Here is a 14,147-nt window from a genome sequence, read left to right on the forward strand (position 1 = left end):
AATCATCATTTATCAGTAGAGGTTCATCATGAGCAATTCGAAAAAAGTCGTTGTCATCACTGGCGCATCCCAAGGTCTCGGCGACGGCATGGTCAAGGCCTTCCGCGAGCTCGGTTACCAGATTGTCGCGACCTCGCGCTCGATCAAGCCATCCACCGACCCGGACATCCTCACCGTGGCCGGCGACATCGGCGAGCCAGAAACTGCACAGCGCGTGATTCGTGAAGCGATCGCCCGTTTCGGCCGTGTCGATACCCTGGTCAACAACGCCGGGATCTTCATCGCCAAGCCGTTCACCGCGTACACCGCTGAAGATTACGCCAATGTTTTGTCGGTGAACGTCAACGGCTTCTTCTACATCACCCAACTGGCCATCGCCGAGATGGAGAAACAGGGCAGCGGCCACGTGGTCAACATCACCACCAGCCTGGTCGACCACGCCATCGACGGCGTGCCATCGGTACTGGCCTCGCTGACCAAAGGCGGCCTGAACGCGGCAACCCGTTCCCTGGCCATCGAATACGCCAAGCGCGGCATTCGGGTGAACGCGGTATCGCCTGGCATCATCAAGACCCCGATGCACGGCGAAGAAACCCACGCCGCACTGGGCGCACTGCACCCGGTCGGGCATATGGGCGAGATCGATGATATTGCGCAGGCAGTGGTGTATCTGGACGGCGCCAAGTTTGTTACTGGCGAGATCCTCCATGTAGATGGTGGGCAGAGCGCGGGTCACTAAGACCTGGGTTTCCAGACGGCAGAAACAACAAAGCCCTCGTATTTCTACGAGGGCTTTGTTTTGTATGGTGCCGCAGGCGAACGATGTGTTTAGTCTTGGCCCCTTACTCCAGGCCACCATTGCGGCTGACGTTTCCAATCATTAGGAAATCCCATTAGTCTCAAATAACCTGGTTCCTGCTGATCAATGATTTCGGCGAGGCGAAGTTTCCAATGGCTGTCTGGACTGATCAAATCGGTGAGATGGGCTAGCATCGTCAATACGATGTATAGCCGCTGCTTAGGCTGTGCTTGGTCGCCAGGTGCATTCGGAACGACCCATTCTTTTGGTAAGGATGGCCGAATCGAGAGCTCTCGGTTCCATAACCGTGAATGGTGGGCGCAACAGTTTCGGATGAAAGTCAGGGTATGGAGCCAGGAGGCCAATACTTCGAAGGGCAGACTGAATCTGCTAGCGATCGCTTTCTTGTCGGCGCTTTTGCCGATGGCATTGAAGAGGGTGGATACCGTTCCAAGGCTGAGCTCTTCCAGAACAGCCCAGGCGGGCGGGAATTCAGGACGGGTGTAAGTTGACCCGTAGAATCGGAAATAGTTATCGCGCATGCGATTTTCAATCCGTTTTTGCTGGACGTCGGCAGCCTGACGACTCTTCTTTATGCGATCAATTTCACGTCCAAGCTTGTTTCGTTCCTTGTTCAACTGATCTCGCAGGGGGCGCAATAGATCAGAATGCGAATATGACGAGGAGAAGACTGACGCGTCAGCTATCCAGTCAGGCCCATACTTAGGGCACATGTGATTGCTGATAGCCGCTCGTATGGCGACTTCGACACGTTCGATGGCATCCATGGTTATGCGTCGCAACGAACCATCGAAGCGGTAGATTTCGACCACTGCTCCCAGAGTGCTATCGGGCTTGAAGGTGTGTTCGGGATCCGACTCCTGGAAGGGGCGCATGTAGGGGCTCAGGCGAAACAGCGTGACCACTTCTAGAAAACGCACGGCCCGATCGTCGTTGGCGACACGCAGGCCTCGTTGCTTAAGCAGTTCCAATTGCTGTTCTACGCTGAGGGCCGGCTTGTCGAAGGGCCTCATGTAGTTTTCTCCGGGCAAAAAAAACCCGCGCGATTTGAGCTTGCTGACTGGGTCAACCTAGGCTTGGCGGGTGTGTTGGGGTGCATTATAGGTAGGTGTTCGAACCCGTCAACGTTGCGTTGACGTGAAATTGTAACGGGCAGGCGCACGGGCAACGTTTTGGTCAGTGGAGTTGCCAAACCCCAGAAACAACAAAGCCCTCGTATTTCTACGAGGGCTTTGTTTTGTATGGTGCCGGCACCAGGAATCGAACCCGGGACCTACTGATTACAAGTCAGTTGCTCTACCATCTGAGCTATACCGGCATGTCAGGGCGACGATTATAGCGATTGGGAAGGTTCTGTAAACCCCTGAATTCAGACTATTTTTGCGCGGTGCTTGATCGAGTGTTTCCAATGCTTGCCGAGCGTCATCACGGGGTGCAAAACGATGTGCCAGAGCCCGCTGTTTCATGCGTGTGCTGTTGCCCATCCGTCGATGGGTTATGTCTTTTGTTCGAATGCTTATGCACAACGGGATTTGCGGTTCACCCGGTTAACAGTGTTTTTGTGGATCCGTTCTCATTAGCTCGCAAATGCCTGTTTTTCTGGTTTTTTATTCATTGTATGAAATCTGAACAGTGCCGTATCAGGGCTGAAACAGCTGTAAAGATTGGATCCATGAATATTTCATCAACAGAGTTATCCACAGGCTGTGTGGCGTTAAGAACGTTCCGCCAGCAGAAGAATGTTGCGCGGTGTGAGCGAGGTTTCGCAGAAGGTGCCGAGGCGAACGGTGTAACCCTGCTCTTGTAGGAATAATGCCCGATCCAGCACCAGCCAAAGCTCCAGCGGGCGTCGGAAAAGCCCGCGCAGAAGCTCTAGATTGCGGACCTGGGCCAGGCGCTGCCAACCGGCGGCTTCGAGTGTCGGCCAGTCCTGGATGCCGACTGTGGATAACTCCTTGAGATCGGCCAGGTGTTGGCAGTATTCGGCAAAGGGTTTTTCCAGCCAGGCGCTGGCCAGGGATGGGGTCGGCAGGTACTCGTCAACGCCTCTCAGCTGTCTTTGCAGCAAGTCGAAACCCAGGCGTCGGGCCATCGAGGTGTCGCGTTGGCGTCTTACGCGAGCGCCGGCGGTGACGGTTTCACTCATCGGCAGCCCCAGATCGTCGAGGGACAGTTGTAGGTCAGAGCGTTCGGCGGCTGAGGACATCGGTGAGTACCGGCCAAGGCTGGTCCGGTTGTAGCAACAAGGGGCGATGGCGAGTTGCTTGCAACCGGCTGCACTGGCGAGCCGGATCAGTCGCACATGCAAATCGCCGCAGGCGTGCAGAGCGACGGGTGTGTGCTGATCTTCCAACAGCAACGCCGCATCGGCCGCCAGTACGTCCTGTTCGACATGCAACGCGTGCAGTCGATGCCGCAGGCTGAGCGCCTGGCCGCTGGTTACCAGCGCCGGATCGTATTCCAGGCAGGTCAGTTGCTGTCCAGTTTGCAGAAGGCGTCGACCCAGGTGTCCCTTGCCCGAGCACCAGTCCAGCCAGTGCGTGGCGGTATCGTCAAAGTGCAGTCGGCTGGCAAAGGCTTCGATTTGCTGCCACTTGCGCCCCGGCACATCCACATTCAGTCGATGAGCTGGCGCTTCGAGCGCATAAGCAGGCAATTCATCCACCACACTCAGCGCCAGTGACATGGCCGCCAGCGAAGCAAAAGGCTGCGGCGCATCCACAAGGGCAGGGTGGTTGTGAGCGCCTTCCGCCTCGTCCAGCGACCGCCCGCGTAGCCAGGTGGCCAGTTCGGGGTAGGAGGTTTCCCATGGCAGCTGCAGATGAGTGAACGGCCGTGGTTTCCACAGCGCCTGATGCGCTGTCAGAAAAGTGTCCAGCGCAGTGAAACGGGCGAGCAGTTCCTCGCCCGTCAGCACCTGGGGATCAACGCCCTTGGCAGGCATCGACGCGCAACCAGCGCTCCAGCAGCTTGAAGCCGCGTACCAGCACGTAGGCCATCAACAGATAGAACATGCCGGCGGCGAAGAAGATCTCCACCGGCAGGTAGGTTCGGGCGATGATGGTGCGGGCCATGCCCGTCAGTTCCAGCAGGGTCACGGTGCTGGCCAGGGCGCTGGCCTTGAGCATCAGGATCACTTCGTTGCTGTAGGCCGGCAGGCCGATGCGCGCGGCACGGGGCAGCATGATGAAGATCAGCGCCTTGGTTTTGGACATGCCCAAGGCGCGCGCCGCTTCGATCTCGCCCGGTGGAATCGCCTGGATGGCCCCGCGCAGGATCTCGGCGATGTAGGCCGCGGTGTGCAGGGTCATGGTCGCCGTGGCGCACCAGAACGGATCGCGCAAGTAAGGCCACATGGCGCTGGTACGGATCGCGTCGAACTGCGCCAGCCCGTAATAGACCAGGAACAGTTGCACCAGCAACGGCGTACCACGGAAAAAGAAGATGTAGCCGTAGGGAAACGCCCGCACCCACCACAGGCGCGAGGAACGCGCGATACCCAGGGGAATCGCCAGCAGCAGGCCGGCGATGACGGCAATGGCCACCAGTTCCAGGGTCAGGGTTGCGCCCTGAGCCAGTTTCGGCAGCCACTTGATGATGACTTCCCAGTTCATTGAGTGCTCCTCGCGAAGCCGCGAGCGGCGCGTTTTTCCAGGAAGTGCATGCCGGTCATGGCCAGGATGGTCAGGCTCAGGTACATGAACGCAGCAACCATATAGAAGGTGAACGGTTGCTTGGACACGGTCACGCCGATTTGCGCGTGACGCATGATTTCTTCCAGGCCGATCACCGAGACCAGCGCGGTGTCCTTCATCAGGATCATGAACAGGTTGCCCAGGCCCGGCAGGGCGATGCGCCACATCTGCGGCATGATCAACTTGGTGAAGATGCGAAATTTCGACAGGCCCAGGGCCACACCGGCTTCACGGTGGCCTTTGGGGATGGCAAGGATCGCGCCGCGAAACACTTCCGTGGCGTAGGCGCCAAAGCACAGGCCCAGCGCGATCACGCCGGCAGCGAAGGCATTGAGCTCAAGGTCAGGGTTGCCGAAAAACTCGCCCAGGGCGCGCATCAGGTTGACCGTGCCGAAGTAGATCAACAGTACCCAGAGCAGTTCCGGGATGCCGCGAACCAGTGTCGAATAGGTGCCGCCAAGCCATTGCAACGGCTTGTACGGGGAAGTCTTGGCCAAGGCGCCGAGCAGACCGAGCACCAGCCCCAGGCACAGGGCCGAGAGTGCCAGTTTCACAGTCATCAGCGCGCCAGCGGCAAGCGCCGGGCCGAATCCGTAGAGGTCGATAATCATGGATTTCTTTTCAAATCGCGGCAGGCAATACCGTGAACCGGCGCCATCAGGCGCCGGTCAGGCAGGTCAGGATCAATAGATGCTGAACGGGAAGTACTTGTCGTTGATCTTCTTGTAGGTGCCGTCAGCAACGATTTCTTTCAGTGCGAGGTTCAGCTTCGCGCGGATCGGGTCGTTCTTGCGGACAGCAATACCGATCTTGTCGCTTTCTTCCACCGGGTCGCCTTTGAACTCGTAGGATTTGCCGGCGTCGCTCTTGAGCCACTCGTAGTTGACATATTTGTCGGCCAGGATGCCGTCCAGACGACCGGAAGTCAGGTCCAGGTAAGCGTTTTCCTGGGTATCGTAGAGTTTGACTTCAACGCCTTCCATGTTGTCTTCCAGCCAGGTACCCGCCAGCGTCGCGCGCTGTGCGCCGATCACTTTGCCTTTCAGCGAGTCCTTGTCGGTCTTGAAGTCGACGCTTTTAGGCGCGATGAATTGCAGTTTGTTGGAGTAGTACGGGTCGGTGAAGTCCACCGCTTGCTTGCGCTCGTCGGTGATCGACATCGAAGAGATCAGGAAGTCGAACTTCTTGGCGTTCAGGGCCGGGATGATGCCGTCCCAGTCGGAGGTCACGACGGTGCACTCGACTTTCATCTTGGCGCACAGGGCGTCGCCGATTTCCTTGTCGAAGCCGACGACATTGCCGCTGGCATCTTTGTTGTTGAACGGCGGGTAGGCCGCTTCGATGCCCATCTTCAGGGTTTCAGCCATGGCACCGGCGCTGAACGCCAGGGTAACGGCGGCGGCCAGGAAGACCTTCTTGAAATTCTGCATGCGGTTAGCTCCGTTAGCGGTTGCTGGACATGAATTGTTTGCAGCGCGCCGAAAGCGGGTTTTCAAATACCTGCTGTGGCGATCCTTGCTCTTCTACCAGGCCCTGGTGGAGGAACACCACTTCGCTGGAGACCTGACGGGCAAAGCCCATCTCATGGGTGACCAGCAGCATGGTGCGGCCTTCTTCGGCCAGTGCGCGGATGACATTAAGTACTTCCTGGACCATTTCCGGGTCAAGCGCGGAGGTGGGCTCGTCGAACAGGATGACCTTGGGCTGCATGGCCAGGGTGCGGGCGATGGCCGCGCGTTGTTGCTGGCCGCCGGACAATTGCGCCGGATAGGCGTGGCGCTTGTCGGCGATGCCGACCTTGGCCAGCAGGGCTTCGGCGACTTCGATGGCTTCGGCCTTGCTCTGGCCGAGCACGCGGCGCGGGGCCTCGATGATGTTGTCGAGCACGCTCATGTGCGGCCACAGGTTAAAGTTTTGAAACACAAAACCGATTTCGCTGCGCAGGCGGTTGATCTGCTTGCCGTCGGCAGCGACCAGTTCGCCGTTCTTCGCGGCCTTGAGCTTGAGTTCTTCGCCGGCCACCAGGATCTGGCCCTGGTGCGGGTTTTCCAGCAGGTTGATGCAGCGCAGGAACGTGGACTTGCCGGAGCCGGAGGAGCCGAGGATCGAGATCACGTCGCCGTCGCGGGCGGTCAGCGAGATGCCCTTGAGCACCTCCAGCGAGCCGTAGCGTTTGTGCAAGTTGCGGATTTCAAGCGCGGGCGTGGCCTCAGCCATGTGCGTTCCTCATTGTGTATTCGCTCCTGCTGTTGGTCGCCTTCCTAGCGAGGCGGCCAAGCTAGCATAGCGTTTCAAAGGCAGCCAACAGCGCTACGGGCAGTAAACGGGTGGCATGTGGCAGGTTGTCGCATTGGCGCAGCAGACTGTCGCCCCATCAACAACCGAACAGCCGTTTGAACCCTGCTTTCAGATAAAAGCGTGGTGGCTGTCGCGTAAAAAAGGGCGCGATGTTGCCAGCTTTGGCGGGGGGTTGGAAGCGCTAACCGGCCAAAGGTGGCGGATCTGCCCTTTTATTGTGCGTCGAGGGATTTTGGGGTGTGTTTCCGGTGCGCTGGTTCGTCCATAAAGTGAGTCGCAGGGTAACGTTCTGGCAAAGTGCCATTGATATCAATGGCTTGCGATGACTGTCCGGTCCGGGCGAAATTCCCGGGTTAGAAGGGTTTGAAACATTTTGGCGCAAATATTGCGTGCAGATTCCGGAACGCCCCGTTTGTTTCTTTTTACAAGAAGGAACGCAAGCGGGATGCACGCATTCGCTTTTCCATACAAAGGTAGTTTCAATGAGCAGTACCCAAAGCTCTAACGGCCTCGAACAGGGGCTCAAACCGCGGCATGTCACCATGCTGTCGATTGCCGGGGTTATCGGTGCCGGCCTGTTCGTTGGCTCGGGCCACGCCATCGCTGCAGCAGGCCCGGCCGTGCTCCTGGCTTACGCGGCCGCCGGCATGCTGGTGGTGTTGGTGATGCGCATGCTCGGTGAAATGGCTGTCGCCTCGCCAGACACGGGCTCCTTCTCGACATACGCCGATCGCGCGATCGGTCACTGGGCCGGTTTCACCATCGGCTGGCTGTACTGGTGGTTCTGGGTGCTCGTCATCCCGTTGGAAGCCAACGCTGCCGCCACCATCCTGCATGCCTGGTTCCCTGGCGTGGACATCTGGGCCTTCGCCCTGGTCATCACCATGCTGCTGACCGTGACCAACCTGTTCAGCGTGAAGAACTACGGCGAGTTCGAGTTCTGGTTCGCCCTGATCAAGGTCCTGGCGATCATCGGTTTCATTGTGCTCGGCGTCATGGCGATCTTCGGCTTTCTGCCAGGCAGCCAGGTTAGCGGCGTTTCCCACCTGTTCGATACCCAAGGCTTCCTGCCAAACGGCATGGGCGCGGTGTTGGGTGCCATTTTGACCACCATGTTCTCCTTCATGGGTACCGAGATCGTGACCATCGCGGCCGCGGAATCGAAGAACCCAGGCAAGCAAATCTCCAAGGCCACCAACTCGGTGATCTGGCGGATCGGCTTGTTCTACCTTGTCTCGATCTTCATCGTCGTGGCCCTGGTGCCATGGAACGACCCGGTCCTGGCGAGCCTCGGCTCCTACCAGACCGTGCTTGAGCGCATGGGTATCCCGAACGCCAAGATGATTGTCGACATCGTGGTATTGGTCGCCGTGACCAGCTGCCTGAACTCGGCGCTCTACACCTCCTCGCGCATGCTGTTTTCCCTGGGCAAACGCGGTGATGCACCGGCCATGTCCACCCGCACCAACAAGAGCGGCACGCCATACTGGGCAGTCATGCTGTCTACTGGCGCAGCGTTCCTGGCCACATTCGCCAACTACGTGGCTCCGGCTGCAGTGTTCGAATTCCTGCTGGCCAGCTCCGGCGCCATTGCGCTGCTGGTGTACCTGGTGATCGCGATCTCGCAACTGCGCATGCGCAAGCAGCGCATGGCTCGCGGTGAGAAAATCGTGTTCAGCATGTGGCTGTTCCCGGGCCTGACCTACGCGGTGATCGTGTTCATCGTCGCGGCCCTGACCATCATGCTGTTCCAGGAAGCTCACCGCGTGGAGATCCTCGCGACCGGCCTGCTGGCCGTTATGGTCGTCGCTACCGGCTTGCTGGTAGCGCGTCGTCGCAAACTGGAGAAGCGTGGCGCGGTAGTGCTGAGCTGATTCGTACCGCGTAATGCAAAACGGCCGCTGTCAGTGATGACAAGCGGCCGTTTTTGTTTGTGTCGATTGCTTTGTGTTCATTTGGCATGAACCCAGTCTTCTACGCGTAACCCCGAAACGCGCTCAAACTCCCGCAAGTTGTTGGTGACCACGATAAACCCGCGCGAGCGTGCGTGCCCGGCAATCATCTGGTAGTACGGACCTATGGGTTTGCCGGCCTTTGCAAGTTCGGATCGAATCATTCCAGTGTGTGCTGCTGCTTCCTTGTCGAAGGGAAGGACTTCAAGTCGGGCGGCGAATCCCTCGATGACCGCCAGGTTTCTATCGGGGGCTGCCGATTTTTCCGCGCCGTAAATAAGCTCCATCAACGTGACCGCACTGATGCACAGTTGGCCGTGATGACGGTTGAACGCCTCCCGTACCATTTGTGGCTTGTTCTTGATGGTGAAGATGCAAATGTTGGTATCGAGCATGTACTTGATCATCAGAACGAATCACGCTCCTGATCGGCGGGTTGCTCGCGATCGGCCATGAAGTCTGCCGTAATGCTTTCGCCATCGAACCAACTGTCCCAGGTTTCACCAGCGGGCGTGATGATGCGGCTTCGACCGACGGCGACGACGTCGACTCGTTTCACGTCGTTCGGCATGGCTACAGCTTTCGGCAGGCGAACCGCCTGGCTTCGATTGCTCATGAAAAGAGTTGTCTGTTCCATCTGGGCCTCCTGCGCTTTTGCTGGCGCAATAAGTCCAAAGGATAGGTTTTGTTTTGGATATGTCAATGGGATATACGTTGTGGCTGACGGAAGGAGTGCGCTCGATTCAGGACCAAAAACGGCCGCTGTCAGTGATGACAAGCGGCCGTTTTTGTTTGAGTCGTAACCTTTACTCGGCTTTTTCTTCCGGCGCTTCCAGCGACTCGCGGTAGACATCCAGTGCAGCGCTGAAATCGGTGATGAACTGTGGCTCGCTCAACCATGCCTGGGCTGTCTCGCGGTCCATGCCGTCGGCCCACATGCGGTAGTCGATCAGCATGTCGGCGGCCAGATGGGTGGCGGCCATGCCTTCGTCGTCGGCGTTTTCCATGTCCAGCAGTTCTGGATGGTCGATGATGATAAAGGCCAGGTTCGTCAGCAACACCGAGAGCATTTCGCTGCGGCTGACGGCTTCCGCGTCGCGCATTTTGCTGAACATCGCCAGGGTGTATTCCGGGATCGGCTCGGCGAGGTGGCCAAGGTCATCGTCCAGCGCGGCGGGTTTGCGGCCGTGGATGTTGATCTGCTTGGCTTTGGCTTTTGCGCGCTTGGCGCGTTTCTGTTGCTTGTTCAGGGAGGCCATGGGAACTCAGTTCGGTTTCTGTTGGGTTTGCGCAGCAATGGCGTCGGACGCCGCCACGTAGTCAGCCTGGAAGGCTGGGGATTCGATCCACGCCAAAGCGCCGGCTTCGTCGGTTTCGGTGGACCATTGGCGATATTCGATCAGCGCGGCGAGGATAAAGTCCATCGCGCCTTCTTCACCTTCCTGCTCGTACACCAGCTCCAGCAGCGGGTCTTCGAGGAAAGCCGTGCACATGGCCTGCTGGCTGAGCTTCTCGGCGTCGATCATTTTCTTGAACAGTTCGGTCAGGTCCACCGACTCGAAGTCGATGCGATCGTCGTTCGGGTCCAGCTCGACCGGCGCAGCAGCTCGCTGGGTGCGGTTCTGCTTGGCCTTGGCCTTGGCGCGGGAGGCGCGTTTATGTTGCTTGTTGGCGGAGGCCATGGGCGTCGTTCCGTAATTCGATTAAAAGGGCAGGTGACTCAGCGGCGAGGCACTGTCCGCCCGGGTGTGTCGGGGGCCAGCTCGCCGTTTTGCAGCCAGGACAGTGCAATGGGCCATAGTGTGGCTTGGTATGCGCTGCGAAAAAAGGCGAAATGACCAACTTCCTGCTCGCCGATGTCTTCGGGAGTAATGCGCAGGTGAGTGTTGGTGCTGGCGGTGAAGTAGCCGAGCAGGCGTTCGATGGCCGGGATTGTGCCGTAGGGATCGTCGCTGAGGCTGATCGCCAGGGTTTTCGCGGTGACGGCAGCGAAGTGTCTGACATGAATGTCCTGGCCGCTGGGACGCTTCTCGTAACGCGCGGTGGGCGTGCTCCAGTCGCGCACTACACCGGCTGGCGTGTCTTCCAGCCAGCCGAGGCGTTTGCCGGGAAAGTAGCCGCAGAGCATCGTCACCAGCGGCATCACCACATGCCACTTGCCAAACATCCGCCAGCGATGAGCGGGTTCATAGTCGCGCCAGTAAGCGAATTGCGCGCCGACCGTCACCAGGCGACGGATTAGCTGTCCGGACGCTCCCAGCCCCGCTGCACAGCCACCAAAGCTGTGACCGACCACATCGATCGGCTGACCTGGAAACTCACGCTGTGCGCGCTTGAGCATCGCCTCGAAGTCCAGGGCGCCCCAGTCGGACCAGGACGCCTTCAGTCCTTTCATCGATGCGGGCCGTGATTCGCCGATGCCGCGGTAGTCGTAGGTGATGACATCGAAGCCGTTGGCAAACAGGTAATCGGCGAAGCGCGAGTAGTGTCGGCAGCGCACCGATGTGGCGGCGTTGATGATGACGACTGCCCGGGAAGCGTCCGGCTCCGCATGCCGCCAGGTGAAGCCGCCAAGGACGAAACCGTCGGCGGCGGGTTGCTTGAACGGTTCGCCCGAAGCGCCAGTCGTTAGCGGAAGCTCGATTTGAGTGGGGGCGAGGGATGCCATGTCCTGCACATTCATTGGCGTCGGACCTTTGCGGGTAGCTGACAACAATAGTCTTCACGCCGCGTATGAACAATCCATCACGGTTCCTGATGAAGTCGCTCTTCAAGCACTGCCCGCTCTCGATCCAGTTCCGCGCGTAACTCTTCCTCGCTCGGCAGTACCAGTTGGTATTTGCTGGCAAATAATTGTTCGTTGCCCTCCAGCACTGAGTAGCGCACTACGGACTCATCCTTTTGCGCGCAGAGAATGATGCCGACAGTGGGGCCGTCTTCTTCTCCCCGCTTGAGGTCGTCGTACATGCGCACGTACATGTCCATCTGGCCTACATCCTGATGGGTCAGTTCACCACGCTTGATATCGAAGATGACGAAGCACTTGAGCAAGTAGTTGTAAAAAACCAGATCGATGTAGAAGTCCTTGCTCTCGGCGCTGATGCGCTGTTGCCGGGCGATGAAAGCAAAGCCTTTGCCCAGTTCGAGCAGGAAATCCTGCAACTGTTCGATCAGAGCCTGTTCGATCTCGCTTTCCTGAAGCCTGCCGGCACTGGGCAGGCCAAGGAATTCCAGCACAACCGGATCGCGGATGAAGTCCCGAGGGCTGGCCTTCATTTGCTGAATATTGGTGGTTGCTTCCTGAATGACGGGGCAGCGATCGCGGCTCGCCAAAAGACGTTCGTAGTACAGGGTATTGATCTGGCGCTCCAGCGCTCGGCTTGACCAGTTTTGGGTGGCAGACTCGTTCATGTACCAGAGGCGGGCGTTTTCGTTGTCGACTCTTAGCAGCCTGCGGTAGTGGGTCCAGCTCAATTCGTGACGCAGTGCGTCACAAATTGGGAACGCTTGGTAGAACAGGCGCATATACCGAAGGTTGGAGGCGTCGAAGCCCTTGCCGAATTCCGCTGTAAGTACCTTGGCCAAGGTCGAAAGCAATTGTTTTCCATACCCCGCCCGCCGGGCTCCTTCCTGCTCGAATTCGACAATATGCCGACCGATTTGCCAGCAGCTTTGCACTTGAATGGTATCAAACGCGCGCAACACCTTCTGTCGTGCCTGGCGGATCAGCTCACCAAGATTGCCGAGCAGTGAGGTGATTTTTGGGTCTTGTGTGTCATCGGGGACGAGGGCGCTCATGGAGTCTTCCGCAATAAGCTGAACAGGCAGAAGAGAATGGCAAGAGAGCATGGGTCGATGCTGCAGGGCGCAGCTGAAAAGACCGAAGGACCGGACTGATAGGCGTGAAGGGTGACGGAGCGATTCACGTAGTACGTTTCGTAGTGGCTCCAAGTACAAATCGTTCTAGAACACGAAAACGGCGCCGGAAATCAAAATTGAGTAACGATTGGGTTCCATGGAGCCCGGGAGTCGCATCATGAAATCTGTGAAGTCACTGTTCCTGCCCTTTGTCGCCATCGGTGTGTTGATGTTTCCGATTGCACCGCACGCTGCCAGCCTCGAGCCGATCGACAATTCGGGCGTGCAGGTTCAACGGCAGGAACAAAACGGAATTACCTACCTGTCTGGCGGTATCGGTGAGGATGAGGCGAAAGCGATCCAGCAAACCACCGGTTACAACCTGCATATGACGTTCTCTGTCGGCGTCGAGAACAAATACATTCCGGACGTCGATGTAGTCATTCATAACGCGCAGGGACAGAGCGTGTTGACCCTGACTCAAGCGGGTCCGCTGGTTTACGTCCAGCTGCCTCCTGGCAAGTACACGGTGGTTGCGACCCGTGCTGGCGAACAGCGGCGTGATACCACGGATGTTGGCACGGGAACCGCGCGCAATCTGGTATTTCACTGGAATGGTGATGTCTAGCCGAGTGTAGGCGTGAAACGATTTCGTCAGCGTTCAAATCCGCAAACAGCAGCTTTCACTGCTGTTTGCGGAACATCGCGCGCTAGAGTTTTCGGTTTGCCGGCGTGCGATGGATGGTTTGCTGAACAAACACCTGGGGGATGGAGTTAGCGGATACTGCGGATGTTGCCTTTGTTGCCTTTTACGGTGACGGATACTTTCTTGAAGATGAAGTAGTTTTCTTCGTTCACTTCATAGCGAGGGGCGACGATCAGGTCGGCGCCGGAAGATTTGACCGCTTTGTAGGCCACAGCAGATTTAACCGCGCTGACGGGATCCAGACCAAGGCCGCTCAAGGCGCCGCTCTGACCGCCATAGCTGACGCCGTCGGCAAATTGGGAATCGCCGCCGAATTTGAGGAAACCGAACAGAACGTTGACCGAAGACTGGCCGGAGATCGCGTCACCGACAGCGATGTCCGCTTTCAGGTCGGCTTTGACGGTGCTGTCGATTGGCGAGGACGGCTGGCTGTTGTTGTAGCTGACGCAGCCGCTGGCGGTGGCAATGATTGTCGATAGGGCGAGGAACTTCAAAAGCGTGTTCAATAGCTGCTTCCTTACGTTTAAACGTGAATGCATGCAGGCAAATTGGCTGCTGCAGTATTTTCACCGGGTAAGCGTGTGCCCTCTATGAGAGGGATCCTAGAGCGCTGTATGAAGAGTTGGCACAAATCTAGGGAAGGAGTGCCTTGTAGGCGTAGGAATTTTCGTTTGCGATGGATTTGGTTAAATCCCGGGCATAAAAAACCCTGAATCTCGCAATTCAGGGTTTCGTTCACTCAGTGAAGGCTGGCGATCAGAGCGAGGCTACCAAGTGCGTGAAGGCAACGCGCAAGGGATTGGTTTCCACGCTCAGAA

16 protein-coding genes and 1 tRNA gene are annotated in these 14,147 nt (G+C 57.9%); 3 read left to right on the forward strand and 14 right to left on the reverse strand.

From position 1 onward, the window contains the following. Positions 1-28: 28 nt before the first annotated feature. Positions 29-739 (forward strand): SDR family oxidoreductase, encoded by a 711-nt coding sequence (locus DKB71_RS01995; RefSeq protein ID WP_323606531.1) that lies wholly within the window; start codon positions 29-31, stop codon positions 737-739. Positions 740-828: 89 nt separating this feature from the next. On the opposite strand, the gene DKB71_RS02000 is transcribed toward DKB71_RS01995, so the two are convergent. From DKB71_RS02000 to DKB71_RS02030, 7 genes are all read right to left on the reverse strand, one after another. Continuing rightward, the gene (locus tag DKB71_RS02000; protein ID WP_408599496.1) at positions 829-1,833 is read right to left on the reverse strand and encodes an Abi family protein; all 1,005 of its coding nucleotides are present in this window, start codon (positions 1,831-1,833) and stop codon (positions 829-831) included. Between the two features lie 229 nt (positions 1,834-2,062). After that, a tRNA-Thr gene (locus tag DKB71_RS02005) sits at positions 2,063-2,138 on the reverse strand. Between the two features lie 396 nt (positions 2,139-2,534). Then, on the reverse strand, positions 2,535-3,764 hold the full coding sequence (locus DKB71_RS02010; RefSeq protein ID WP_408599497.1) for a methyltransferase: 1,230 nt from the start codon (positions 3,762-3,764) through the stop codon (positions 2,535-2,537). Continuing rightward, a complete protein-coding gene (locus DKB71_RS02015; protein ID WP_274075128.1) occupies positions 3,745-4,434 on the reverse strand; it encodes an ABC transporter permease in 690 nt (229 codons plus the stop codon). The genes DKB71_RS02010 and DKB71_RS02015 overlap by 20 nt, the downstream gene beginning before the upstream one ends. After that, the gene (locus DKB71_RS02020) at positions 4,431-5,126 is read right to left on the reverse strand and encodes an ABC transporter permease (RefSeq protein ID WP_046815302.1); all 696 of its coding nucleotides are present in this window, start codon (positions 5,124-5,126) and stop codon (positions 4,431-4,433) included. The genes DKB71_RS02015 and DKB71_RS02020 overlap by 4 nt, the downstream gene beginning before the upstream one ends. A gap of 72 nt (positions 5,127-5,198) precedes the next feature. Further along, positions 5,199-5,945, reverse strand: coding sequence for an ABC transporter substrate-binding protein (locus DKB71_RS02025; protein WP_274075129.1), 747 nt, complete (start codon positions 5,943-5,945; stop codon positions 5,199-5,201). A gap of 13 nt (positions 5,946-5,958) precedes the next feature. Further along, a complete protein-coding gene (locus DKB71_RS02030) occupies positions 5,959-6,732 on the reverse strand; it encodes an ABC transporter ATP-binding protein (RefSeq protein ID WP_007972784.1) in 774 nt (257 codons plus the stop codon). Between the two features lie 563 nt (positions 6,733-7,295). Between DKB71_RS02030 and gabP the strand changes: the two genes are divergently transcribed. After that, the gene (gene gabP / locus DKB71_RS02035; RefSeq protein ID WP_408599498.1) at positions 7,296-8,687 is read left to right on the forward strand and encodes a GABA permease; all 1,392 of its coding nucleotides are present in this window, start codon (positions 7,296-7,298) and stop codon (positions 8,685-8,687) included. A 77-nt stretch (positions 8,688-8,764) separates the two neighbouring features. On the opposite strand, the gene vapC is transcribed toward gabP, so the two are convergent. The 6 genes from vapC to DKB71_RS02065 all read right to left on the reverse strand — a co-directional run bounded on the left by vapC (position 8,765) and on the right by DKB71_RS02065 (position 12,563). Continuing rightward, complete coding sequence (vapC, locus tag DKB71_RS02040; RefSeq protein ID WP_408599499.1) at positions 8,765-9,172, reverse strand: tRNA(fMet)-specific endonuclease VapC; 408 nt, start codon at positions 9,170-9,172, stop codon at positions 8,765-8,767. Beyond that, positions 9,172-9,402, reverse strand: coding sequence for a type II toxin-antitoxin system VapB family antitoxin (vapB, locus tag DKB71_RS02045; RefSeq protein WP_274075132.1), 231 nt, complete (start codon positions 9,400-9,402; stop codon positions 9,172-9,174). The genes vapC and vapB overlap by 1 nt, the downstream gene beginning before the upstream one ends. Before the next feature lie 169 nt (positions 9,403-9,571). Further along, positions 9,572-10,024 (reverse strand): hypothetical protein, encoded by a 453-nt coding sequence (locus tag DKB71_RS02050; RefSeq protein ID WP_274075133.1) that lies wholly within the window; start codon positions 10,022-10,024, stop codon positions 9,572-9,574. Between the two features lie 6 nt (positions 10,025-10,030). After that, positions 10,031-10,447 carry a hypothetical protein gene (locus tag DKB71_RS02055; protein ID WP_274075134.1) on the reverse strand — a complete coding sequence of 139 codons (417 nt, stop codon included), beginning with the start codon at positions 10,445-10,447 and terminating at the stop codon, positions 10,031-10,033. 38 nt (positions 10,448-10,485) lie between these two features. Next, positions 10,486-11,448 carry an alpha/beta fold hydrolase gene (locus DKB71_RS02060; RefSeq protein WP_408599500.1) on the reverse strand — a complete coding sequence of 321 codons (963 nt, stop codon included), beginning with the start codon at positions 11,446-11,448 and terminating at the stop codon, positions 10,486-10,488. Between the two features lie 62 nt (positions 11,449-11,510). Further along, the gene (locus DKB71_RS02065) at positions 11,511-12,563 is read right to left on the reverse strand and encodes a YhcG family protein (RefSeq protein ID WP_408601053.1); all 1,053 of its coding nucleotides are present in this window, start codon (positions 12,561-12,563) and stop codon (positions 11,511-11,513) included. Positions 12,564-12,801: 238 nt separating this feature from the next. Here DKB71_RS02065 and DKB71_RS02070 point away from each other — a divergent pair, with 238 nt between their 5' ends. Continuing rightward, entirely contained in the window at positions 12,802-13,251 is a 450-nt protein-coding gene (locus DKB71_RS02070; RefSeq protein WP_323606519.1) for a carboxypeptidase regulatory-like domain-containing protein, read from the forward strand. Positions 13,252-13,397: 146 nt separating this feature from the next. On the opposite strand, the gene DKB71_RS02075 is transcribed toward DKB71_RS02070, so the two are convergent. Next, complete coding sequence (locus tag DKB71_RS02075; RefSeq protein ID WP_408599501.1) at positions 13,398-13,835, reverse strand: hypothetical protein; 438 nt, start codon at positions 13,833-13,835, stop codon at positions 13,398-13,400. Between the last annotated feature and the right edge of the window lie 312 nt (positions 13,836-14,147).

It is taken from the genome of Pseudomonas sp. PLMAX (assembly GCF_046042685.1).
Classification (GTDB): Bacteria; Pseudomonadota; Gammaproteobacteria; order Pseudomonadales; family Pseudomonadaceae; genus Aquipseudomonas; species Aquipseudomonas putida_AE.

Bases quoted from the DNA above. Each gene is read 5' to 3' on its own strand.
- DKB71_RS01995 (WP_323606531.1), top strand. From the start codon at position 29: ATGAGCAATTCGAAAAAAGTCGTTGTCATCACTGGCGCATCCCAAGGT.
- DKB71_RS02000 (WP_408599496.1), bottom strand. From the start codon at position 1,833: ATGAGGCCCTTCGACAAGCCGGCCCTCAGCGTAGAACAGCAATTGGAA.
- DKB71_RS02010 (WP_408599497.1), bottom strand. From the start codon at position 3,764: ATGCCTGCCAAGGGCGTTGATCCCCAGGTGCTGACGGGCGAGGAACTG.
- DKB71_RS02015 (WP_274075128.1), bottom strand. From the start codon at position 4,434: ATGAACTGGGAAGTCATCATCAAGTGGCTGCCGAAACTGGCTCAGGGC.
- DKB71_RS02020 (WP_046815302.1), bottom strand. From the start codon at position 5,126: ATGATTATCGACCTCTACGGATTCGGCCCGGCGCTTGCCGCTGGCGCG.
- DKB71_RS02025 (WP_274075129.1), bottom strand. From the start codon at position 5,945: ATGCAGAATTTCAAGAAGGTCTTCCTGGCCGCCGCCGTTACCCTGGCG.
- DKB71_RS02030 (WP_007972784.1), bottom strand. From the start codon at position 6,732: ATGGCTGAGGCCACGCCCGCGCTTGAAATCCGCAACTTGCACAAACGC.
- gabP (WP_408599498.1), top strand. From the start codon at position 7,296: ATGAGCAGTACCCAAAGCTCTAACGGCCTCGAACAGGGGCTCAAACCG.
- vapC (WP_408599499.1), bottom strand. From the start codon at position 9,172: ATGATCAAGTACATGCTCGATACCAACATTTGCATCTTCACCATCAAG.
- vapB (WP_274075132.1), bottom strand. From the start codon at position 9,402: ATGGAACAGACAACTCTTTTCATGAGCAATCGAAGCCAGGCGGTTCGC.
- DKB71_RS02050 (WP_274075133.1), bottom strand. From the start codon at position 10,024: ATGGCCTCCCTGAACAAGCAACAGAAACGCGCCAAGCGCGCAAAAGCC.
- DKB71_RS02055 (WP_274075134.1), bottom strand. From the start codon at position 10,447: ATGGCCTCCGCCAACAAGCAACATAAACGCGCCTCCCGCGCCAAGGCC.
- DKB71_RS02060 (WP_408599500.1), bottom strand. From the start codon at position 11,448: ATGAATGTGCAGGACATGGCATCCCTCGCCCCCACTCAAATCGAGCTT.
- DKB71_RS02065 (WP_408601053.1), bottom strand. From the start codon at position 12,563: ATGAGCGCCCTCGTCCCCGATGACACACAAGACCCAAAAATCACCTCA.
- DKB71_RS02070 (WP_323606519.1), top strand. From the start codon at position 12,802: ATGAAATCTGTGAAGTCACTGTTCCTGCCCTTTGTCGCCATCGGTGTG.